This is a genomic window from Methylorubrum subtropicum, from assembly GCF_038442325.1.
GTDB lineage: Bacteria > Pseudomonadota > Alphaproteobacteria > Rhizobiales > Beijerinckiaceae > Methylobacterium > Methylobacterium subtropicum.
This window is the reverse complement of the sequence record NZ_JBBXMW010000018.1, coordinates 51127-73328: the sequence shown is the minus strand read 5'-3', so window position 1 is coordinate 73328 and position 22202 is coordinate 51127. Positions and strand designations below refer to the sequence as shown.

The 22202-nt window shown below is 70.2% G+C and carries 20 protein-coding genes; 7 read left to right on the top strand and 13 right to left on the bottom strand.

Going from position 1 to position 22202, the window contains the following annotated elements; genetic code table 11:
• Positions 1-116: 116 nt before the first annotated feature.
• The 4 genes from AAHG03_RS21255 to AAHG03_RS21240 all read right to left on the bottom strand — a co-directional run bounded on the left by AAHG03_RS21255 (position 117) and on the right by AAHG03_RS21240 (position 3583).
• Positions 117-806, bottom strand: a complete 690-nt coding sequence (locus tag AAHG03_RS21255) for a transglutaminase-like cysteine peptidase (RefSeq protein WP_342152998.1) — start codon at positions 804-806, stop codon at positions 117-119.
• Between the two features lie 226 nt (positions 807-1032).
• The gene (locus tag AAHG03_RS21250; protein ID WP_342152996.1) at positions 1033-1695 is read right to left on the bottom strand and encodes a transglutaminase-like cysteine peptidase; all 663 of its coding nucleotides are present in this window, start codon (positions 1693-1695) and stop codon (positions 1033-1035) included.
• 518 nt (positions 1696-2213) lie between these two features.
• Positions 2214-2825: a PilZ domain-containing protein gene (locus AAHG03_RS21245; RefSeq protein ID WP_342152995.1), complete on the bottom strand. Its 612-nt coding sequence runs from the start codon at positions 2823-2825 to the stop codon at positions 2214-2216.
• 125 nt (positions 2826-2950) lie between these two features.
• Positions 2951-3583, bottom strand: coding sequence for a PAS domain-containing protein (locus AAHG03_RS21240; protein WP_342152994.1), 633 nt, complete (start codon positions 3581-3583; stop codon positions 2951-2953).
• Between the two features lie 390 nt (positions 3584-3973).
• Here AAHG03_RS21240 and AAHG03_RS21235 point away from each other — a divergent pair, with 390 nt between their 5' ends.
• From AAHG03_RS21235 to AAHG03_RS21225, 3 genes are all read left to right on the top strand, one after another.
• Positions 3974-4789 carry a rhomboid family intramembrane serine protease gene (locus AAHG03_RS21235; RefSeq protein ID WP_342152992.1) on the top strand — a complete coding sequence of 272 codons (816 nt, stop codon included), beginning with the start codon at positions 3974-3976 and terminating at the stop codon, positions 4787-4789.
• A gap of 153 nt (positions 4790-4942) precedes the next feature.
• Positions 4943-5797 (top strand): transporter, encoded by an 855-nt coding sequence (locus tag AAHG03_RS21230; RefSeq protein ID WP_342152990.1) that lies wholly within the window; start codon positions 4943-4945, stop codon positions 5795-5797.
• Between the two features lie 224 nt (positions 5798-6021).
• Positions 6022-6453 carry a CBS domain-containing protein gene (locus tag AAHG03_RS21225; protein ID WP_342152988.1) on the top strand — a complete coding sequence of 144 codons (432 nt, stop codon included), beginning with the start codon at positions 6022-6024 and terminating at the stop codon, positions 6451-6453.
• 178 nt (positions 6454-6631) lie between these two features.
• Here AAHG03_RS21225 and AAHG03_RS21220 read toward each other — a convergent pair whose 3' ends face one another.
• From AAHG03_RS21220 to folE, 3 genes are read right to left on the bottom strand one after another with little or no spacing between them, the layout of a single operon-like run.
• Complete coding sequence (locus AAHG03_RS21220; protein ID WP_342152987.1) at positions 6632-7693, bottom strand: patatin-like phospholipase family protein; 1062 nt, start codon at positions 7691-7693, stop codon at positions 6632-6634.
• Positions 7690-8106, bottom strand: a complete 417-nt coding sequence (gene hisI, locus AAHG03_RS21215) for a phosphoribosyl-AMP cyclohydrolase (RefSeq protein ID WP_342152986.1) — start codon at positions 8104-8106, stop codon at positions 7690-7692. Before hisI ends, AAHG03_RS21220 begins: the two co-directional genes overlap by 4 nt.
• Positions 8107-8116: 10 nt before the next feature.
• The gene (gene folE / locus AAHG03_RS21210; RefSeq protein WP_342152985.1) at positions 8117-8926 is read right to left on the bottom strand and encodes a GTP cyclohydrolase I FolE; all 810 of its coding nucleotides are present in this window, start codon (positions 8924-8926) and stop codon (positions 8117-8119) included.
• Between the two features lie 221 nt (positions 8927-9147).
• Between folE and AAHG03_RS21205 the strand changes: the two genes are divergently transcribed.
• Positions 9148-9606, top strand: a complete 459-nt coding sequence (locus tag AAHG03_RS21205; protein ID WP_342152984.1) for an iron-sulfur cluster assembly scaffold protein — start codon at positions 9148-9150, stop codon at positions 9604-9606.
• The gene (gene yidD, locus AAHG03_RS21200; protein WP_342152982.1) at positions 9603-9947 is read left to right on the top strand and encodes a membrane protein insertion efficiency factor YidD; all 345 of its coding nucleotides are present in this window, start codon (positions 9603-9605) and stop codon (positions 9945-9947) included. The genes AAHG03_RS21205 and yidD overlap by 4 nt, the downstream gene beginning before the upstream one ends.
• A 131-nt stretch (positions 9948-10078) precedes the next feature.
• Here the strand turns inward: yidD and thrS are convergent, their stop codons facing one another.
• Together thrS and mtgA are read right to left on the bottom strand one after the other, a co-directional pair.
• Positions 10079-12106 (bottom strand): threonine--tRNA ligase, encoded by a 2028-nt coding sequence (gene thrS / locus AAHG03_RS21195; RefSeq protein ID WP_342152981.1) that lies wholly within the window; start codon positions 12104-12106, stop codon positions 10079-10081.
• Between the two features lie 300 nt (positions 12107-12406).
• Positions 12407-13153, bottom strand: coding sequence for a monofunctional biosynthetic peptidoglycan transglycosylase (gene mtgA, locus AAHG03_RS21190; protein WP_342152980.1), 747 nt, complete (start codon positions 13151-13153; stop codon positions 12407-12409).
• 36 nt (positions 13154-13189) lie between these two features.
• On the opposite strand from mtgA, the gene AAHG03_RS21185 reads away from it, so the two are divergent.
• Positions 13190-14152: a polyprenyl synthetase family protein gene (locus AAHG03_RS21185; RefSeq protein ID WP_342152979.1), complete on the top strand. Its 963-nt coding sequence runs from the start codon at positions 13190-13192 to the stop codon at positions 14150-14152.
• Between the two features lie 353 nt (positions 14153-14505).
• Positions 14506-14988 (top strand): hypothetical protein, encoded by a 483-nt coding sequence (locus AAHG03_RS21180; RefSeq protein ID WP_342152978.1) that lies wholly within the window; start codon positions 14506-14508, stop codon positions 14986-14988.
• 77 nt (positions 14989-15065) lie between these two features.
• Here the strand turns inward: AAHG03_RS21180 and AAHG03_RS21175 are convergent, their stop codons facing one another.
• From AAHG03_RS21175 to AAHG03_RS21160, 4 genes are all read right to left on the bottom strand, one after another.
• On the bottom strand, positions 15066-16808 hold the full coding sequence (locus AAHG03_RS21175; protein WP_342152977.1) for a cation acetate symporter: 1743 nt from the start codon (positions 16806-16808) through the stop codon (positions 15066-15068).
• A complete protein-coding gene (locus AAHG03_RS21170; RefSeq protein WP_342152976.1) occupies positions 16805-17194 on the bottom strand; it encodes a DUF485 domain-containing protein in 390 nt (129 codons plus the stop codon). Before AAHG03_RS21170 ends, AAHG03_RS21175 begins: the two co-directional genes overlap by 4 nt.
• 193 nt (positions 17195-17387) lie before the next feature.
• Entirely contained in the window at positions 17388-19340 is a 1953-nt protein-coding gene (gene acs / locus AAHG03_RS21165; protein ID WP_342152975.1) for an acetate--CoA ligase, read from the bottom strand.
• 249 nt (positions 19341-19589) lie between these two features.
• The gene (locus AAHG03_RS21160; RefSeq protein WP_342152974.1) at positions 19590-22082 is read right to left on the bottom strand and encodes a sensor histidine kinase; all 2493 of its coding nucleotides are present in this window, start codon (positions 22080-22082) and stop codon (positions 19590-19592) included.
• Positions 22083-22202 lie beyond the last annotated feature (120 nt).

Here is a 22202-nt window from a genome sequence, read left to right as displayed (position 1 = left end):
CCTGAGGGCTATCCGCGGACGATCCGCACACCAAGGGTGAGAAGACGGCTGTCGCCCAAATTGCCGCCGCTGTGCCGCCGCGACCACACCGTCATCCGGTCGGATGCGCCGTCCGGTCAGCGGTTCGCGGTCGTCACCGGCGAGGCGCCGTTGTTGAGGGTGACCCAGGCCTTGCCGTCCTGGCCCTCGCGCTTGACGAAGGAATAGCCGGTGCGCTGCCACGGCAGCACCGCGTTGGTCTTGTTGTCGAGGATCAGGTCGCCGCGGTCGGTGCGGACCATCAGCACCGCGTGGCCCTCGCCGATCTCGTCGATCACCACGGTCATGCGGAGCGCGCGCCGCGGCAGGCGCCGCTCGATCAGCATCTTCCGCTTGAGGAGCTGGATGTCCTCGCAATCGCCGAAGCCGTCGTCGGGGAAGTCCCAGCGGTCCACCACGCCCCAATGGGCCGCGTCGGTGATCGGCTTGATGCGGCCATTGACCCGCCGGTTCACGCTGGAGAGCGCCTGCCACACGGCCGGCGTCAGGGCGATGACGGCCGGCTCCGCGGTGTCGACGGCGCATTCGGAGGGGTGGCGGACGCAGAAGTCGTTCCAGGCGGCGACCGGCCGGGCGGGCGCGCCCTGCTCGGCGGCGGTGCCGTTTTCCGGCAGCGAGGCCACGGTCTGGGCCTGGGTGGTGGCGCCGCCGAGCAGCAGGATCGCGCCGACCATCGACAGGTGAGCCGCCCGCCGCAGGCGCCGCCCCAGCACCCCGCGGGACAACGCCGATCCGTCGCCGACGCCCCCGAGCACCGCGTACCGCATGGCCGACCGTCCTGCCGCCCCTGTTTCACGGTGAAGCTTGCACGCGGCTGCGGCGGGCTCAAGGCGAAAGTGAAGAAAGGGTGACACGCTCCGGCCGCCTTCCCGTGCCGGAGCGGGACATTCGTGAGCGTGCTGGCAATCGGGCCACACCGGCGCCTCCCTGTCGGCTCTCGCGATGCCGGCCGGGGAACGAGGCGCCCGGCTCAGAAAGCCGGCGTCGCGCCCGTCACCGGTTGGCGGTGGTGATCGGCGAGCTGGCCCCGCCCAGCGAGACCCATGCCAGGGCGTCCTGGCCCTCGCGCTTGATGAAGACGTAGCCGGTCTCGTGCCATGCGGTGATCGCGCTGGTCTTGTTGTCGAGCACGTAGTCGCCGCGGTCGGTGATGATGGTGAGCACCGCGTGGCCCTCGCCCTTCTCGTCGATGACGACGGTCATCCGCATGGCCCGGCGCGGCAGGCCGGCCTCGGCCAGCAGTCGCCGCTTCAGGAGCTGGAAGTCCTCGCAATCGCCCGCGCCGTCCTCGGCCAGATCCCAGCGGTCGGGGCGGCCCCAATGCTCCTGATCGGTCACGGGGCGGATCGTGCGGTTCACCCGGCGGTTGACCGAGACGATGGTGTTCCAGATCGCGGGGGTGAGGGTGACGCGGGTGGGCTCGTTGCGGTCGAAGGCGCACTCGGCCGGATAGCTGCGGCAGAAATCGGTCCAGGCCAGGATCGGACGGGCCTCGGCACCGGGGACCAAGCCGGCGCTCGTGCCCGGCAGCGCGACGGGGAGTGCTGCGACCGTCTGGGCCTGCGCGGCGCCGACGAGGCCGGCGCAGAGCGTCAGCGCGGCGAGCAGCGCCGTCTTCCATCCGGCCTTGAGAGTTCCCGTGTCGGCGTTGCGCATGGCGGCTGTCCTTCGAACGAGGCCAGGATGTCGCCGCACCCCCTCCGCCGCGCTGAAGCCGATCCGCGCAATTTTATCGATTCGCCGCCCACGGCCACGCTCCGTTCGGGAGGGCGAAGGGGAGTTCAGAGGGTTCGCGCGAATCCTCGCGGTCGCGTTAGGGGGCGGGAAACCCTGCGGAAGCGTGACCGAGTCGGATCGGCGGTTTTCTGCCGTCTCCGATGGTGTTCCGGCCTGTCGCCGCGATTCCACCGCACTCCGTCATTGCGAGGCGCGGCGTAAGCAATCCAGCGCTCCGCACTCACAAGGGAAAGCTCGCACGTGGCCGTTTCGTCGGCGCGGTCTCGCCTTCTCCGAACAGGTCGCGCCCTGGATTGCTTCGGCTTCGCCTCGCAATGACGGCGTGGGGCGGCGGCCGCGGTGATCGACGGGAAGCCGCATGCGGCACAAACAAAAAACCCCTCGCGCGACGGGCGGTCGGGCGAGGGGCGGATCGTGGAGCCTGTGAGGGCGGAGGCCTACAGCCGGATGCCCTCGTGGAAGCGGTCCGGCGAGATCGGCAGCATGAACTGAGCGCCGATGCCGCCCTCGAAGTAGCGCACCACCCGGCCCGGCGTGGAGCCGACCATGACGGCGGTGCCGATCGGCGGGGTGGTCGTGGTGGCGAGCGCGACGCCCGACATCGAGATGTCGATGACGCGGGCCGAGATCGTCCGGCCGCCGTCGAGGCGCAGCTGCACGCCCGGATGAGTCGGCACGAGGCGCTCGTGGGTGCGGCCCTCGGGCAGGCCGAGACCGTCGCGGTTGGCCAGCCACATGAGCTGCGAGGCGATCTTGTCGCGCTTGCGCGGGGTGGCGTTGAGCTGCATCGCGAAGCCGCCGGGGGGATGGCGCACGATCACGCCCTCCAGCCGCCCGATCTGCTCCAGATACAGCACCACGCGCTCGCCGACGGAGCCCAGCACGGCGCAGGTCAGGCGCACGCCGCCGGGGGACATATCCACGGTCTGGCATGGGTATTCGCGCCGGTCGGCGAGCATGTAGCGGCCGAGCAGTTCGGCGCGCACCCGCTGGTGGCGACGCTGGTCTGCGATGCGAATGGGGGTGCCGCTCGGGGCGTGCTCGATCATGGCGGTCCGGCCGTCGAGAGATCAAACGTCTCAGCCCCGATCAGTACCGCCGGGTCGGTTACGAAACACTTGCCGAGACCTTGGCCGACACCCTGACATCCCCCTCCGGTTGTGGTCCGCGCCGATCATGCGCCGCCGCGCCCGCCCTCGTGGACGAGGAGGTGGCCGAAGCGCGCGGGGCGGGAATCGTTGGCAGGTTCGGGCAACGCCTCGGCGAAGTCGCGGGCCGCCGCGTCGCAGGCCGGCGCCAGCACCCGCTGCGAGACCGTCTCGACATGCAGGATCGGGCGGATGCCGAGCCAGGGCGGGATGGTGTGGGGGCTGAGCGCGCCCAGCATCCGCGCCTCGGTCTTGCCGCGGTGGCGCAGGGGCAGGAGCACCAGTTCGAGGTCGAGGCTCTCGCCGCGGGCGGTGGTGCCGGTCAGCCCCGCGACCATCCCGACCGTGTCGGCGGTGACGGCCTCGACGAGGCGCCAGGGGTACGCTTCGATCCGATCGGCCTCGGTCCCGCCCGCCTTCGCCGGCCACAGCCCGGCGAACGGGCCACCGCGCAGCTCGCGCCCGAACAGGGCGCAGAGCCGCGTGCCCGCGAGCCGCACCGCGCAGGTGCGGCGGCCCGGATCGATTTCGAGGATGAAGCTGTCGGCCAGGAGATTGCGGATCTCGCCGGGCTCGATCTCGCCCCGCTCAGGGGCGGAGCGGGTGCCGCGCAGGCGGTTCCAGTAGGCGTGGAGCTGGCGGCTGGTGGGATGCTTCATGGTGTTCCGCATCGGTACGGCCCGCTTCGTCTCGGACCCTTGACGGTTCGTTGCGGGGCAAAACGCCTGTCTCGACCCGCCGCTCACGTCTTCCGGAGCACACCCTATGCTCACCGCCCGATTCCCGCGCGGGTAACCCTTCCTTAACCTTAACGAAAGGTTGCCAGGACTGCGTACTTGCCGCGGATCGGCGTCCGCGAGACGATCGGGACGTCGAGAGCGATGTCGACGCCATCACTTCGGCCGGGGCCCGCGTCGGGCCGGTGGCCGCGCGGGAGGCGCCTGCAGAAGGCCCTCCCGCGGCTTTCCTGAATGGCTGCGGCGTGGACGCACGCGGATTCGGCCGCCGCGGGGCTTGCGGCGAAGCCGGGCGCGCCGACATGGTGCGGCATGGATGCCTCTCCCGATCTGCCGCGACAGGGCCGCGTGCCCGTCTTCAACCTGCCCGGGATCGTCACCGCCTCGATCGCGGTGCTGGCGGCCATCCACGTCGTGCGCAGCGTGCTGCCCGACGCCCTCGACCTGTCGGTGCTGCTCGACCTCGCCTTCATCCCGGCCCGCTGGACCGCCGCCCTCGATCCGTCGCGGGCCGCCGAGATCGTCCGGGCCGCGGGCGAGGCGGTGAGCGAGCCCGCCATCGCCGCCGCCCGCCGGGAATTCGCCCGCTACCTCGTCTCCGACGCCTCCGCGATGCCGTGGACCTTCGTCAGCTACGCGCTGCTGCACGGCTCGTGGACGCACCTGATCTTCAACTCGGTCTGGCTCGCGGCCTTCGGCGCGCCGGTCGCCCGCCGCTACGGCGCGCTGCGCTACGGCCTGATCGCGCTCGCCGGCATCGTGGCGGGGGCCGCGCTCCATCTCTTCCTCGATCCCGACAGCGCGATGCCGCTGGTCGGGGCGTCCGCCGGCATCTCGGCGCTCATGGCCGCGGCGGCCCGCTTCGTGTTCCAGCCGCCGCCTCCCTTCCTATCGGCGGCCCCCTGGCAATTGCCGCCGCGACCGCCCCTGCAGACCATCCCCGAGCTGATGCGCAACCGTACGGCGATGCTGTTCCTCGGCGTGCTTCTGGCCACCAACCTGCTGTTCGGCCTCCTCGCCCTGCCGCTCGGCGGCGCGGACGGGCCGATCGCCTGGGACGCGCATCTCGGCGGCTTCCTCGCCGGCTTCTTCCTGCTGCCACTGATGGAGCCGCGCGGGCGCCGCTGAGGCGAAACCGTGCCCGAAACCGTGCCCTTTGGGCGACACCCGCCCGGCGACGCAACCACCGGGACCGTTCGCCGGCAATAAACCGCTCCGCCCATCCGTCAGGATCAGGGAGTGCGGCGGCGGTCGCCGCGCGTCCGACGGAGCGTATCCCCGGTGACACGTCGTATCCTCGCCGTCCTCCTGTCCACGCTCGCCGCCGGCCCGGCCCTGGCCGGTTCGGCCGCGCAGCCGGGCCAGACCATTGGTCTGCCGGTCGGCGCCCAGCTCCCGGTCGGCCTCTACTTCGTCAACACGTCGAGCTTCGGCGTGCGCGACACCGCGCCCTTGAGCTCGGAGAGCAACGTCAACCTGCCGACCTTCGCCTGGGCGACGCCGTGGAACCTGTTCAACGCGCGGGTCCAGTTCTTCGTCACCCAGCCGGTCGCGGCCTCCAGCACCCGCGGCGCTCCCTACAACAGCGGCATCGGCCAGACGCTGCTCGCCGGCCAGCTCGCCTGGAACCTCGGCAACGACATCGGCGTCAGCTACCTGTTCGGCGGCTACCTGCCGATCGAGACGCAGTTCCTGACCCAGTCCGCCTCGCTGAGCCACCGCTTCGCCATCAGCTACACCGGCAACGACTGGAACATCACCGCCAACATGCTCTACGGCGTCTTCCTCGACACCCGCTCGCCCACGGGCACGCTCTACCCGGACTACATCAACCTCGACCTGACCCTGACGAAGAAGTTCGGCAAGTGGCAGGTCGGCCCCGTCGCCTTCGGCTCGACCGATCTGCCGACCGGCGTGGCGAGCTACCGCTCGCAGGGGCAGATCGCGGTGGGCGGCCTCGTCGGCTACAATTTCGGGCCGGTGAACATCCAGGCCTACGTCACCCGCGACGTGGTCGAGCGCAATTACGGTGGCCACGAGACCCGCGGCTGGCTGCGGGCGATCGTGCCCCTCTACCAAGACAAGGGCGAGACCGCCCCCAACCGCACCACGGTGACCCGCCGCCAGTCGCAGTGAAGCCGCCTGCGGGAACCGGAGGCGGTCCCGCAGGGTCTCCCTCATGATCGGTTGTGGAAATTTCTTTCTGAACGCTCGCCGCGCTGACAGTTTATTTTGCACCAAATGCTGGACAGTGCGGCGGGGGTGCCACACAATCGCCGCATCGGAGGCGGGGCCCAACCCGCCCCGGATCGCTCTCGCGCCGCGGGGCTGACGGCGCGATCCAACTGGGAGGGGACTACATGAGCGTTGCACGCATTCTCGCGGAGAAGGGCACGACCGTCACCACGGTGTCGCCGGACCGCACGATCGACGAGGCCATCCACACGCTGGCCGAGAAGCGCATCGGCGCCCTGGTCGTGGGCGATTCCGGGGGCCGGGTCATCGGCATCCTGTCGGAGCGCGACGTGATGCGCGCGCTCGCCTGCGACGGCGCCTCCGCCTTCGACCAGCCGGTCTCGCGCTACATGACCGCCAAGGTCGTCACCTGCACCCGCCGCACCTCGATCGAGGAGGTGATGGAGACGATGACGGAGGGCCGCTTCCGCCACCTGCCGGTGGTCGAGGAGGGCCGCCTGATCGGCGTCGTCTCCATCGGCGACGTCGTCAAGCGCCGCATCGCCGCCGTCGAGGCGGAGCACCAGGCGATGCGCGACTACATCACGATGGCCTGAGGGCGCCGAAGGTGGCTTAGCAAAACCCCACCGTCATTCCGGGGCCGCGCAGCGGAACCCGGAATCCACCCGTGATGCGCGGTGCCACGGGGCGTCGAGGCCAGTCGTGGATTCCGGGTTCTCGCCTGCGGCGAGCACCGGAATGACGGTCGGTGTGTTTTCAAAGCGTGCGGCGGTGTCAGCACCGCGCCGCCGCGCTCTCCATCATCCGCCGGATCTCCGGCAAGGCCGCGCGGCCGGCCTGACGGCCGAGATCGATCGCGTATTCGGCGCGGTGGAACTCGAACTGGCCGAACTCGCCGAGCCGCGGCCGGATCGACACGTCCGGCGGCTCGCCGGTCAGCCGCGCGCGGGAAATCCGGTCCTGGGTGATGTTGAAGGCGTCCAGCATCACGCGGGCGACGCCCGGCGCGGTGCGGCCGATCTCCTGCGGAGGTTTGGGCCGGGCGCGGCGGCCCATCAGGCGGCGGCTCGCGCCGGTCAGCAGCGCCCAGCGACCGCGGCGGCGCACGGTGGCCTCCAGCGTCCGCTCGATCTCCGCCTCGTCGGGCTCGGCCGCCGCTTGGACGGCTTCCTCGGGATCGAGGCCGGGGCGGATGACGCGGGCGCGGGGGCGGCTCTCGCAGGCGAGGTTCACGCAGATGACGAGGTCGGCGCCGAGTTCGCGGGCGAGCCGCACCGGCACCGGGTTCACCAGCGTCCCGTCCATCAGCAGCCGCCCTTCGAGCGCGACCGGCGGAAACACGCCGGGGATGGCGTAGGAGGCGCGCACCGCCTCGACCAGCGAACCCCGCGTCAGCCAGACCTCGTGGCCGGTGCCGAACTCGGTGGCCACGGTGGCGAAGCGCAGCGGCAGTGTCTCGATGTCGTACCCGGTCAATTCGCGCGCGAGGCGGCGGCGCAGGCGTTCGCCCGCGATCAGGCCAGAGCCGGTGAGGCGCGGATCAATCATCCCCATCACCCGGCGCCGGGTGAGCGACAGCGCGAAGTCCTTGAGCGCCCCGAGCCGCCCGGCGGCGTAGGCCCCGCCGACGACGGCGCCGATGGAGCAGCCGGCCACGACTTCGGGATAGATGCCGCCCTCTTCGAGCGCCTCGATCACGCCGATATGCGACCAGCCGCGGGCGGAGCCGCCGCCGAGCGCCAGCCCGATGCCAGGCGCGCGGGGGCGGGATGCGACGGGCTCCACCGCCCCTTCCGGAAACAGGCGCGGCGCGGGGGCGTGCGCCTCCAGCCTCATCGCCCGGCGGGAGCCAGGACGGCGGCGCCGGTCTCGGGGTCGCGCGAGACGGTGCGGTAGAAGCAGGAGCGGCGCCCGGTATGGCAGCAGCCACCGTCGCCGCCGACCTCGACGCGGATCAGCAGCGCGTCCTGATCGCAATCGACCCGCATCTCGACGATGCGCTGCACCTGCCCCGAGGTCGCGCCCTTGTGCCAGAGTTCGTTGCGGGAGCGCGACCAGTACCACGCCTCGCCGGTCTCAAGGGTGCGGGCCAGCGCCTCGGCGTTCATGTGGGCGAGCATCAACACCTGCCCGTCCTGGGCATCGACGGCGATGCAACTCACCAGCCCATCCGGGCCGAAGCGCGGGGTGAGGCGGGTGCCCTCCTCGACCTCGGCGCGGGCGCCGGGCCTCTCGAACGGCTCGGTCATGATCGGGCGTTCAGGCCTTGCCGCCGCGGACCAGCGTCAGGAAGCGGACCTGCTCGCTCGGATCGTCCCGATAGACGCCGCGGAACTGCGTGGTGATGGTCGAGACGCCGGCCTTCTGCACGCCGCGCATCGCCATGCAGAGATGCTCGGCCTCGATCATCACGGCGCAGCCGCGGGGCTGCAGGATGCTCTCGATGGTGTCGGCGATCTGGGCCGTCATCGTCTCCTGCGTCTGCAGGCGGCGGGCGAAGGCATCGACCACGCGGGCGAGCTTGGAGAGGCCGACCACGCCCTTGATCGGGTAATAGGCGATGTGGGCGAGCCCCATGAACGGCACCATGTGGTGCTCGCAATGGGAGTAGAACGGAATGTCGCGCACCAGCACGACGTCGGAATAGCCCTCGACCTCCTCGAACACGCGCTCCAGCAACGCGTCCGCATCGGCCTTGTAGCCCCCAAAAATCTGCTCGTAGGCCTTCACCACGCGGGCGGGGGTGTCGATCAGCCCCTCGCGGGTCGGGTCGTCGCCGGCCCAGCGCAGCAGCGTGCGCACGGCGGCCTCGGCCTCCTGGCGGCTCGGGCGGCCGAGCGCGACCTCGTTCGGAACGCGCTGGGCCGATTCGGGCAGCGGCGCGATGTTGGCCGAGCCCTCGGGGCGGCCGGCATCGTTGGCGCCGCGCATCCCGTCGAGGCCGACGGCGTTCGTGCGTCGCTCGTCGTCGCTCATGCCGTACGAGAGGGATTTGAGGGCGGCATCCATGGCATCTCCGGCCTTCGCGACACGGGCCTTCATGGTCGTGCTGTCGGGCTTGGCGTACATCGTCGATCCGTCCCGGCGCTCTCACGAAGTGCCGACGCCCTCGAACGATCCGAATCCGGGGTCGGGGCGTGACCGGGATCGACGGGGCCATTCTCGCGAAACGGCTTCGTCGCGCCTATATCGACGCATTCGCGCCGCCGCGCAATGCACGGCACGCGCATCCGGCTCCACGTTTCCTTGAGAGCCGCACCGAACCGGCGCCGTGGACAGGAAGGTCCGCCATGATCGACGACATCTACAACCGCCGCATCCTCGAACTGGCCGCCGACATCCCCCGGCTCGGCCGCCTCGACGCGCCCGACGCCACCGCCACGGCGCATTCCAAGCTGTGCGGCTCGACCGTGACCGTCGATCTCGTCACCGATTCGGCCGGCACGGTCACCGACTTCGCCCACGACGTGAAGGCCTGCGCGCTGGGCCAAGCCTCGTCCTCGCTGATGGCGCGCCACGTCGTCGGCTCCAGCGCCGATGAGTTGCGCGAGGTTCGCGCCCGGATGCGGGCGATGCTGAAGGAGAACGGCCCGGTGCCGGACGGCAAGTGGGCGGATCTGGCCGTGCTGGAGCCGGTGCGCGACTTCCGCGCCCGCCACGCCTCGACGCTGCTCACCTTCGACGCGGTGGTGGATGCCCTCGATCGGATCGCGGCTGCTAAGGGTTCCGGCGCCCCCGAGGCGGCGTGATCCGGCGCGCCGCGCATATCGCGATCCGCGGCTACCAGCTCACCCTGTCGGGGCTGGTCGGGCGCCAGTGCCGACATTGGCCGTCCTGTTCGGAATACACCGACGCGGCGATCCAGCGGCACGGGCTCTGGGCCGGCGGCTGGATGGGATTCTCGCGCATCTGCCGCTGCGGCCCGTTCGGCACCCACGGCATCGATCTTGTGCCGGAGCGCACGCCTGAGGGCGCCGCATGGCACCGCCCCTGGGCCTACGGCCGCTGGCGCAGCGTCGAGGCGCCGCCGCCGTTGACCTGCGAGGCGGTGGAGACCACCGGCTCCTCCCACCCGAATCCCTCGTCCTGAGGTGCTGCGCAGCAGCCTCGAAGGAGGGCTCCAGGGATCGCGCGATACGCTGGAGCCCTCCTTCGAGGCCCGCCAAGGCGGGCACCTCAGGATGAGGGGATTGGGTGGGATGCGGGGCGTTGAAGCCGGCGCTACGGCGCCGGCTGCTCCACATGCTGCCCGTCGAGCACCGTATCGGTGCTCGGGCGGCTCTCGGTCACCGCTTCGGCCCGGCGGCGGTCCGGCGAGGTCGCTTCCTCGACGAAGGCCGCGAGCGCCGCGTCGAGCGTCAGCGTCGTGGTCTTCTGGCTGCCGAGACGGCGCACCGAGACCGTGCGCTCCTCCGCCTCGCGCCTGCCCAGCGCCAGCAGCACCGGCACCTTGGCCAGCGAGTGCTCGCGGACCTTGTAGTTGATCTTTTCGTTGCGCAGGTCGGCGTCCACGCGCAGGCCCGCCCGCTCCAGCACCCGCACGACCTCGCGGGCGTAAGCATCCGCCTCGCTGGTGATCGTCGCCACCACGATCTGCACCGGGGCGATCCAGAGCGGGAAGTGCCCCGCGAAATGCTCGATCAGGATGCCGGTGAAGCGCTCCATCGAGCCGCAGATGGCGCGGTGGACCATCACCGGCGGCTTCTTCTGGCTGTCGGCGTCGATATAGGTCGCGCCAAACCGCTCCGGCAGGTTGAAGTCCACCTGGGTCGTGCCGCACTGCCAGTCGCGGCCGATGGCGTCGCGCAGGACGTACTCGAATTTCGGGCCGTAGAACGCGCCCTCGCCGGGGTTCACCGCGGTGCGGATGCGCCCGCCCGACTGCTCCTCGATCTGCGCCAGCACCCGCGTCATCACGGCCTCGGCGTGGTCCCACAACTCGTCGGAGCCGACGCGCTTCTCGGGCCGCGTCGAGAGCTTCACGAGGATCTGGTCGAAGCCGAAATCCGCGTAGGTCGAGAGGATCAACTCGTTGATCTTCAGGCACTCGGCGGCGAGCTGGTCCTCGGTGCAGAAGATGTGCGCGTCGTCCTGGGTGAAGCCGCGCACGCGCATCAGGCCATGCATGGCGCCCGACGGCTCGTAGCGGTGGACCACGCCGAACTCGGCCATGCGCAGAGGCAGGTCGCGGTAGGATTTCAGGCCGTGCTTGAAGATCTGCACGTGGCCGGGGCAGTTCATGGGTTTGAGCGCGAACCAGCGCTTGTCCTCAGCCTCGTCGCCCGCGGATTGGGCGGCGAACATGTTCTCGCGGTACCAGCCCCAGTGGCCAGAGGTCTCCCACAGAGCCTTGTCGAGGATCTGCGGCGCGTTCACCTCCTGATAGTCGCCGCGCAGGCGCCGCCGCATGTAGGCGATCAGCTCCTGGAACACCGTCCAGCCCTTGGCGTGCCAGAACACGACGCCGGGGCCTTCCTCCTGGAAGTGGAACAGGTCCATTTCCTTGCCCAGCCGCCGGTGATCGCGGCGCTCGGCCTCTTCGAGACGATGCAGGTAGGCATCGAGATCTCCTTGAGTGGCCCAGGCGGTGCCGTAGATGCGCGTCAGCATCGGGTTGGCGGCGTCACCCCGCCAATAAGCGCCCGCGACCTTCATCAGCTTGAACGCGGTGCCGATCTTGCCCGTCGAGGTCATGTGCGGGCCGCGGCACAGGTCGAACCACTCGCCCTGGCGGTAGATCTTCAGATCCTCGCCCGGCGGAATCGCATCGACCAGCTCGACCTTGTAGCTCTCAGCCCTATCGGCGAAGAGCTTTTTCACGTCGTCGCGCTTCCAGACCTCCTTGGTAAAGGGCGCATCGCGCGCGATGATCTCGCGCATCTTCGCTTCGATCTTCGGGAAGTCCTCGGGCGTGAACGGCTCAGGCTTCGCGAAGTCGTAGTAGAACCCGTTCTCGATCACCGGGCCGATCGTCACCTGCGTGCCGGGCCACAGCGCCTGCACGGCCTCCGCCAGCACGTGCGCGCAATCGTGGCGGATCAGTTCGAGCGCGCGGGGATCGTCGCGGGAGATGAACTCGATCGCGGCGTCCTGCGCGATCGTGTCGTCCAGATCCTGCACCACGCCGTCGAGCGCCATGGCGACGGTACGCTTGGCCAGCGACTTGGCGATGCCTTCGACCACGGTCCGGCCGGTCACCGCGGCCTCGAAAGCGCGGGTGTTGCCGTCGGGGAAGGTCAGGATGGGCATGATCGGACCGTTTTTTGGGTGCTTCGCCCCCGGGAGGGCGTCGGCGGGTTTGGGGGAGGTGGGGGAGGGAAGTCAACGTCGATGAGGCGGACGACAGGGCTTCGAACGCGGGCCGCCGATGTGATCGCTGCCTTGACATGAAACGCACGTCATTCCGGGGCCGCGCAGCGGAACCCGGAATCCACCCGTGATGCGCGGCCCTGCGAGGCGTCGCGGCCAGTCGTGGATTCCGGGTTCTCGCCCGCGGCGAGCCCCGGAATGACGGCCCGTGTTGTCGAGGCCAGCCCGATGCCGCGCGCCTCAGCGCCTCAGGCACCCCATCAAGCCATCCACCTGCCCCATCCGCCCCTGGATGCGGGCGGCGATCCTCCGCACGCCCGGCGTGGGTTTCCCTGCGCTGCGCAGGATCGGGTTCGGCAGGATGGCGGCGAGCAGCGCCGCCTCGCCCCGGCTCAGGTCGCGGGCGCTCTTGCGAAACCAGTGGCGGCTGGCCGCCTCGGCGCCGAAGATTCCGTCGCCCCACTCGGCGACGTTGAGATAGACCTCCATCGTCCGCCGCTTGCCCCAGAGGGCATCGACCATCACGGCGAGCGGGATTTCGAGCGCCTTGCGGATGTAGGAGCGGCCGGGCCAGAGGAAGACGTTCTTGACCGTCTGCATCGTGATGGTCGAGGCGCCCCGGCTCGGCCCCTCCTCGTCGTCCACGACGTCGCGCAGCGCCCCCCAATCGACGCCATTGTGCAGGCAGAAGCGCTGGTCCTCGGAGGCCACCACTGCCTGGATCAGGGCCGGGCTGATGGCGTCGAGAGGCACGCTGTCCCGCTGCACCGCCTCGCCCGAGAGCCAGCGCCCGAGCATCAGGGTTGAGGGCGGGGTCGCCACGCTATAGACGAGCGCCAGCGTGAGCGTGAGGACGACGACGAGGAGGGGAGCGAGCGTGATCAGCGTCGCGATGCGCCGCAGACCCCCGCCCCGCCGCCTCGGCTGCGTCACCACCCTCAGGTCGCGTCCGCGCGGCTCCGCGTCGCTGTCATCGCTCCGGCGCACGGCGGCTCCGCCCCTCCCCGATCCAGGCCCATCCCGATGACCTCAACGCAGTCTCCCACCCCCTCGGTCAAGGCGGACGCGTCGGGCTACGAGTTTACCCACAGGCTCGCCGAGGTCGCCGACACCGTCGAGCGTTTTCTGGTCGAGCTTCTCGGGCCGAACCTGAACGCGGGCGAGATCGCCCGCCCGCCGCGCCTGATGGAGGCGATGCGCCACGCCGTGCTCGGCGGCGGCAAGCGGCTGCGCCCGTTCCTCGCCATCGAGACCGCGCGCATGCTCGGCGGCGCCGAGGATGCGGCGCTCGCGGCGGGCGCGGGCGTCGAACTCGTCCATTGCTACAGCCTCGTCCACGACGATCTGCCGGCGATGGACAACGACGACCTGCGCCGCGGCAAGCCCACCGTCCACAAGGCCTACGACGAGGCCACCGCCATCCTCGTCGGCGACGCGCTGCTGACGCTGGCCTTCGAGGTCACCGCCGATCCGCGCTGGCAGCCGAACCCTGCCATCCGCGCCGAACTCGTGCTCGGGCTCGCCCGCTCCTCCGGCCTCGGCGGCATGGTCGGCGGCCAGCTCCTCGATCTCTCGGCGGAAGGCCGCTTCGGCCCGGTCGATCTCGACATCGACGACACCCTGCGGATGCAGGCGATGAAGACCGGCGCGATCCTGGCCTTCTCGGTCGAGGCCGGCGCGCTCGTCGGCGGCGCCAACGCGGACGAGCGCGCCGCGCTGCTGCGCTACGGCCAAGCGCTCGGCCAGGCCTTCCAGGTCGCCGACGACATTTTGGACCGCGAGGCCTCGCCGGAAGCCATGGGCAAGGCCACCGGCAAGGACAAGGACGCCGGCAAGGCCACCCTGGTCGACCGCCTCGGCCTCGACGGCGCGCGCGCCGAGTGCGACCGGCTCGTCGCGGTCTGCGAGGAAGCCGTAGCGCCGTGGGGCGAGCGGGCGCGGGTGCTCAAGGACGCAGCGCGATTCACGGTGGCACGCAAGGCGTAATTTTTCGAGGTAATTCTCCGATACTATCTGATCGCCTCGGTACCGCGCATCCCCTCTCCCCGCACGCGGGGAGAGGGCTTTGCCGACGCTGTCGTCGGCAAAGCGAGGCGGCAGCCGAAGGTGAGGGGGCGATTCAGGTCGAGCCTCATCCGTCGAGTCCCCCTCACCCCCGCTTCGCTTCCTTCATGGACGACAAGGTCCATGAATGCCTCTCCCCGCGTGCGGGGAGAGGGGGAATGCGGTGGCTTTCGCGGGGATCAATCAGGGACCCGCGCGATCACGATACCCCGTCCATCCTCCTTGATCCCGCCACGGTTGGCAGGTCGAATCCCCCTGCCAACCGGGGTCTGCCCATGACCGTTCTCAGAGCGCTCCTCCTCGCCGGCGGCCTCCTCGGCGCCTCCGGCGGCTATCTCGGCTGGGCGCTCACCAGCGAGACCGGTTACGCGGCCGGGGGGCGGGCGCTGAAGGCGCAGGTCGGCTTCCTCACCATGCCGCATGCCGAGCGCCAGAGCCTGCGCAAGCTCGCCCTGATGAAGGCGTCCGGCGGCTGCGAATGGGACATCGACGAGGCGTTCTGGGGCCGGATCTACCACCTCTATGTCGGCGAGGAGCGGGGCGTGCGCGCTGCCGTCTACGACACGCTGCTGGACGAGCAGGAGCGCTACTTCCGGGCCGATTCGGACCAGAGCCGCTGCCGCGCCGCCTGGGCCCGCTTCGGCGCCGAGGGCGCCGACATCCGCGGCATTCTTCGCAATGCGCGGGGAGGGCACCCGCCCGCCGCCGGCACCGTGCTCAACGCCAGCGCCGCGGGGCCCGATCCGGACGAGCGCTGAGCGTTCTTCGACGGTCGACAAAAAGGAAGGGCCCCGCCTCGCGGCGGGGCCCTTCTTCGTCTCAGGTGCGTGCCGCGTCAGTGCGCGTGCGCGCTGTCGGCACCGATGCCGGTCTCCGAGCGCACGAACTGGGCGTCGAAGGCGGCCCGCTCGTGCTGGGCGCGGCGGGTTCTGTCGAGCTTCGAGACGACGTAGATCGTCAGGAAGGCGAGCGGCATCGAGAACAGCGCGGGGTTCTTGTAGGGGAACAGCGCCTCGGCATGGCCGAACGTCTTCACCCACACGTCCGGCGACAGCACCACCATGACGACCGCCGCGATCAGGCCGACGAGGCCGCCGATGAGGGCGCCGAGCGTGGTGGTGTCGCGCCACAGGATCGACATCAGCAGGACCGGGAAGTTGCAGCTCGCCGCAACGGAGAACGCGAGGCCCACCATGAAGGCCACGTTCTGGGTCTCGAAGATGTAGCCCAGACCGATCGCCACGATGCCGATCACGACCGCCGAGATCTTCGAGATGTTGACCTCGCTCTTCTCGGTCGTCCGCCCGCGGGCGAACACCTGGGCGTAGAGATCGTGGCTCACCGCCGAGGCGCCGGCCAGCGTCAGGCCGGCGACGACGGCGAGGATCGTCGCGAACGCCACCGCGCAGATGAAGCCGAAGAAGTACGGCCCACCGATCGCGGCCGACAGGTTCACCGCCGGCATGTTGGCCGCACCGCCGATGAGATCCTTGATCTTGTCGAAGGTGCACGTTCCGGCTTTCGCCGCCTCGGCGGTGCAGCCGGCCGCCAGCTTGAAGTAGTTCGGATCGTTCATCAGGAAGGTGATCGCACCGAACCCGATGATGAAGGTGAGGATGTAGAAGTAGCCGATCAGGCCGGTGGCGTAGAACACCGACTTCCGGGCCGCCTGCGCATCCGACACCGTGAAGAAACGCATCAGGATATGCGGCAGGCCCGCCGTGCCGAACATCAGGCCGATGCCGAGCGAGAGCGTGTCGATCGGGCTGAAGACGGGGCTGCTCGGGCTGCCGCTCGGTGCCATGATCTTGTCGCCCGACGGGTGGACCTGCACGGCGGCGGCGAACAGTTTATCGGGGTTGAAGTCGTAGTGGTACAGCACCGCTCCGGCCATGAAGGTCGCACCTCCGAGCAGCAGGCACGCCTTGATCACCTGGACCCAGGTCGTCGCCTTCATGCCGCCGAAGGCGACGTAGATGATCATCAGCGCGCCGACGATCACCACTGCGTAGAGATAGGGCATGCCGAACAGGAGCTGGATCAGCTTGCCGGCACCCACCATCTGCGCGATCAGGTACAAAGCCACCACGACGAGCGTGCCGGTCGCCGAGATGAGGCGGATGGCCGTCTGGTTGAGCCGGAACGAGGCGACGTCGGCGAAGGTGAACTTGCCGAGGTTGCGCAGGCGCTCCGCGATGAGGAACAGCACGATCGGCCAGCCGACGAGGAAGCCGGTGGAATAGACCAGCCCGTCGAAGCCGTAGGTGTAGACGAGCCCCGAGATGCCGAGGAACGAGGCCGCCGACATGTAATCGCCCGCGATGGCGAGCGCGTTGGTGCCGGCCGAGATGCCGCCACCCGCCGCGTAGAAATCGGCCGCCGACTTCGTGCCCTTGGCCGCCTTGTAGGTGATGCCGAGGGTGAACAGCACGAAGAACAGGAACATGCCGATGGCCGGCCAGTTCGTGGGCTGCTGCTGAACGGAGCCCAGATCCGGGCCGGCGGCCAGGGCCATGCTGGGAGCGAGCGCGAGCAGGCCGAGGGCGGCGCGACCGCCGAAAGCGGAGAGGCGGCTCATCGAGCGAGGCTCCGCGTGAGTTCGGCGGCCAGGGCGTCGAACCGCGTGTTGGCGCGCGCGACGTAGATTCCGGTGAAGACGAAGGCCGCCAGGATGACGCCGATGCCGAGAACGAGCCCAAGCGAGGTCGTGCTCGCGACCTTGGTCGCCAGCAGGGACCGGTCGAAGGCGATCAGGCCGATGAAGCCGAGGAAGACGACGAGCATCGCGATCGTCAGAACCAAGGCGTAGCGGTTGCGCTCACGCACCAGGGTTTGGAAAATCGGGTTCTGGGACACCCGGTCGAGCCGGGGATCGGCGACGGGGTTGTCGAGGGTGCCGACGACCCCGGGCAGGGGTTGGACGTGCGAAGTCGCGGGCGGACCCGCCGATTGCGTGGCGCTCATGGAATCTCCTCCCAGCCGATTCCGGTCCGTCGCGGGGCCGGTGGCGGGTTGCTTTTTTGGTTGTGCGGGCAGTTTCCCCTCCCCCTTGCGGGGAGGGGTAGGGGTGGGGGGCGCGCAGAAGGCACCGGGGCGCCTCATTCTGAACCACCCCCACCTCCAACTCCTCCCCGCAAGGGGGAGGAGAGGGCGGGTGTCACGCCTTGGCGCGGTTCTGGCGGTTCTCGATCAGGTCGTCGACCACCGCGGGCTCGGCGAGCGTCGAGGTATCGCCGAGCGAGCCGAAATCGTCCTCGGCGATCTTGCGCAGGATGCGGCGCATGATCTTGCCCGAGCGGGTCTTGGGCAGGCCCGGCGCGAACTGGATCAGGTCCGGCGAGGCAATCGGGCCGATATCCTTGCGGACCCAGGTGACGAGTTCCTTACGCAGGGAATCGTCGCCCTCCAGGCCCTCGTTGAGGGTGACGTAGGCGTAGATGCCCTGGCCCTTGAGATTGTGCGGATAGCCGACGACCGCGGCCTCCGACACCTTCGGATGGGCGACGAGCGAGGATTCGACCTCGGCCGTGCCCATGCGGTGGCCCGACACGTTGATGACGTCGTCGACGCGGCCGGTGATCCAGTAATAGCCGTCGTCGTCGCGCCGCGCGCCGTCGCCGGTGAAGTAGAGGTTCTTGTAGGTCGAGAAGTAGGTCTGCTCGAAGCGCTCGTGGTCGCCGTAGACCGTGCGCATCTGGCCGGGCCAAGAGTCCTTGATGCAGAGGTTACCCTCGCACTTGCCCTCCAACTCCTTGCCCTCGGCATCGACCATCACCGGCTGCACGCCGAAGAACGGACGGGTGGCCGAGCCGGGCTTGAGCTTGGTAGCGCCGGGCAGCGGCGTGATCAGGATGCCGCCGGTCTCGGTCTGCCACCACGTGTCGACGATGGAGCAGCGCTTCTCGCCGACCACGTTGTAGTACCAGTCCCAGGCCTCCGGGTTGATCGGCTCGCCGACCGAGCCCAGCACGCGGAGCGACTGGCGCGAGGTCTTCTTCACCGGGCCCTCGCCGCCGCCCATGAGCGAGCGGATCGCGGTCGGCGCGGTGTAGAAGATGTTGACGTTGTGCTTGTCCACGACTTCCCAGAAGCGGGAATTCGACGGGTAGGTCGGGATGCCCTCGAACATCAGCGTGGTCGCGCCGTTCGCCAGCGGTCCGTAGACGATGTAGCTGTGGCCGGTGACCCAACCCACATCGGCCGTGCACCAGTAGACGTCGCCGTCGTGGTAATCGAACACGTATTGGTGGGTCATGGAGGCGTAGACGAGGTAGCCGCCGGTGGTGTGCACCACGCCCTTCGGCTGGCCCGTCGAGCCCGAGGTGTAGAGGATGAACAGCGGGTGTTCGGCCTCGACCTGTTCGGCCGGACACTCGTCGGTCACCTGTTCGGCGGCCTCGTGGTAGTAGACGTCGCGGCCGGGCTCCATCGCCACGTCGCCGCCGGTGCGGCGCACGACGATGACGTGCTCGACGAGATCCTTCTCGACGCGCTTGATCGCCTCGTCCACGTTGGCCTTGAGCGGCACCTTGCGGCCGCCGCGCAGGCCCTCGTCGGCCGTGATGACGACCTTCGAGCCGCAGCCGTTGATGCGGCTCGCCAGCGAATCCGGCGAGAAGCCGCCGAAGACGATGGCGTGGATCGCGCCGAGCCGGGCGCAGGCCAGCATGGCGTAGGCGGCCTCGGGGATCATCGGCAGGTAGAGCGTGACGCGATCACCCTTGCCGACGCCACGGTTGCGCAGGACGTTGGCCATCCGGCCGACTTCCGCGTGCAGCTCGCGGTAGGTGATGTGCTTGGACTCGTTCGGGTCGTCGCCTTCCCAGATGATCGCGGTCTGGTCGCCGCGGGTCTCCAGGTGGCGGTCGATGCAGTTGACGGCGACGTTGGTCTTGCCGTCCTCGAACCACTTGATCGAGATGTTGCCGGGTTCGAAGCTGGTGTCCTTGACCTTGGTGAAGGGCGTCGACCAGTCGATCCGCTTGCCGTGCTCGGCCCAGAACGCCTCGGGATCCGAGACCGACGCCGCGTACATCTCCTGATACTTCGCGTCGTCGATCAGAGCACGCTCACGCCACGCGTCCTGAACGTCGATGACCTTCTCGCTCATGCTGTTTCTTCCCTGAACGGTGCCCGATCGTATCGTGCCGGTGCACGCAGCCGGGGCTTCCGGAAAAACTCTTAAGCGCATGTGAAGAGGGGCAGCAAGCACCAAAAGGTCGAGTACCGAGATTTTGCGCAATTGAATTGCACATAATTCTCTTATGCACGACCGATCGGTGCGTCCGAGCGTCCCTCGGGGCCACGAAGCGCTTGTTTCTCAAATGGATCGCGGGCCGGCTCCGGCCAGGGGCGAGAATCAGGCCGCGGGAAAAATCATCTCGACCAGGGTGCCCTCGTCCTTGCGGCTGCCGATGCGGAAGCGACCGCGGTTGGCCTCGACCAGCGCCTTGGTCAGCGTCAGGCCGAAGCCGCCGCCCTCCCATTCCGCGGACGGCTCGGCGCCCTCGCGGAACGGTTCGAGGGCGCTCGCCACCGCCTCCGGCGACAGGCCGGGGCCGGTGTCGCGCACGCGCAGGGCCACCTCGCCGCGGTCGGCGAGCGTCGTCGAGACGATGACCTGCCCGCCCGCTTCCGTGACCCGGATGGCGTTGCCGATCACGGAGAGCGCCGCCTGCCGCACCGAGCGCTCGTCGGCGAGGAAGGGCGGCAGGTCGGGCCCGAGGCTGGTGCGCACGACGATGCGGTCGCGGGCGGCCTGGGCCTGCATCGTGCCGATGCAGTTGGCGACGAGGTCGTTGAGGCCGACCTTGGTGAAGGTGAGGGTGCCGCCCTCCTGCAATGCCGCGAGGTCGCGCAGGTCGTCGAGGATGGCGGCGATGCGCCCGCCCGACAGGCGCACTTCGCGTAGGTATGCCTCCAGCCGCTCGGCATCCGCCCGGTCGAACCGGTCCGACAGCATCATGTCGGTGAGCGAGAGGATCGCGGTGAGCGAGGGCCTGATCTCGCGCCCGACGCGGGCGAGCGCCCGGGCCTTCCAGGCGCCCGCCGCCTCGCCGTCCTCGACGGCCGGCGGCGAAAGGGCCGGGATCGTGGCCGGCGGCAGGGCGGGGGGCGGGGCGTCCTCGCGGATTTCCCGCAAGCTCGCGCAGTAGCCGGGCGCGTCCTCGCCGAACAGGCGCGCGATGCGTAAGCGAAGCGCCGCGGCGCCCGAGCGGGCGGTGACGCCCAAGAGTTCGCTCGCGCCGGAGCGCTGCGAGTCGGTGACGGCGGCCTCCAACGCGGGCAGGCTCTCGGGGGCGAACAGGTCGGCGAAGCGCCCGCCGACGACTTCCTTAGGATGGGCGTGGACGAGTTCGGCCGCGCTCGGGTTGAGGCCGACGACGCGGCCGTCCGCGTCGAGGGTGACGACGCCTTCCTCCAGGCTGTCGAGCACCTTTTCCGCCCGCAACCGCGCGTCGTTGGGCGGGGCGGGCGGCGCGGCCTGCGGTTCGGCGGCGCGCACGAGGCAGAGGTCGGCGGGCGCGCCGTCCCAGTCGAGCCGGGTATGATCGAGGGCGAGCGCGACGGTGCCGCCATCGGCCCGCGCGAACGGCACCGGCCCCGACCCGCCGCGGGCATCCGGCGCAAGGCCGCGGAACAGGTGGGCGATGCCCATGGCGCCCAGGCTCGCCTGATCGGGATGGCCGGTGAGCGCGAGGAAGGTTTGGCTGGCAAACAGCACCGCGTCGGCGCGGTAGACCAGCACGCCGACCGGCAGGCGCTCCAGCAGCTCGGCGAGCGCCGCACGGGTGCGGGCCTCGGCCTCCGCCGTGCGGGCCGGCGGGGTGGGGAAGGGCGTGACCGAGGGGCCCGAGACGCCCTCGACCCGCTCACTGTCCGCACTCTCCTCACCCAAATCGTCGGGGGCGAAGCGCAGGCCCAGCAGGCGGGCGACCTCGCGGAAGGCCGCGTGCTCGTTGACCGAGAGCGCGTCCACTTCCGGCGGGTCGGCGTCCGCGGGCGCGATCTCGTCCTCTTCGGGCCGCGGATGGCGTTCTTTGAGCAGCGCGAAGCCGCTCAGGCCCGTTCCCTCGTGGCCGGGACGGCCCATCGGCGCGCCGGAGAGGTCGATGGCGTGCTCGAAGGCGCGGCCCCGCACGAGAAGCGGCAGCGCGCGGAAAGTCTCCGGCTTCTCGCGCAGCAGCGCGTCCAGCGCGGCTCCCTCGACGATCCCGTCGGCGGCGAGGTCGGCCCAGGCCCGGCCCGCGATCACCGCGGCGAGATCGGGATGGGTGGCCGAGACGTGGATGAGCACGCCGTCGGCGTCGCTGCGCCAGACGAAGCGGGGCGGGGGCTCCGGCACGATGGTGTGTTCGGTTTCGGTCGGCTCCTGCTCAGGCGCCGCGTCATCGGCTTGAGCCGTGTCCCGAGCCTCCGCCTCCGGCGCATCCTCGCTAGGCTCCGAAAAAAATTCGGACGGGCGCAGGGCGGGGAGGGGGCCGAGCGGGGCCAGCAGCAGCGCCTCGCGCGCCTCGTCGAGCCCGGCGCGCGCGAGCAGGACAACGACCGGCGGGGCGACGCCGCGGGGATCGAGGCGCAGGCGCACCATGCGCGGGCGCTCGCCCACTGGGCCGGCGCGGCGGACCTGCTCGGACAGGCGAAGCGCCGGCATCACCGTGCCGTCCGGCCCGGCCACGCCCACGCCGTAGGCGGCCGCCGCCCCGGCGGCGTGCAGGAGGCGGTCAGCCGTTTCGTCGAGCACCAGTAGAGCGGCGCCCTCGCGGGCGAGATGCGCGGTCGCGGCATCCTCGCGCCAGCGCGCGAGCGCCCGGCCGAGCACGGCTTGGCCCTGCGGATCGGAAACGGTCACGGCACGGTCCGACATCCGAACCCTGATCAAGAATGCCTCACATCAAGAGGCCCGGACGAACCGGACATCGCGTTGGCGTCGCGGCAGCGCAGCGAGACCGCGTGGGGACGACCCTCCCAC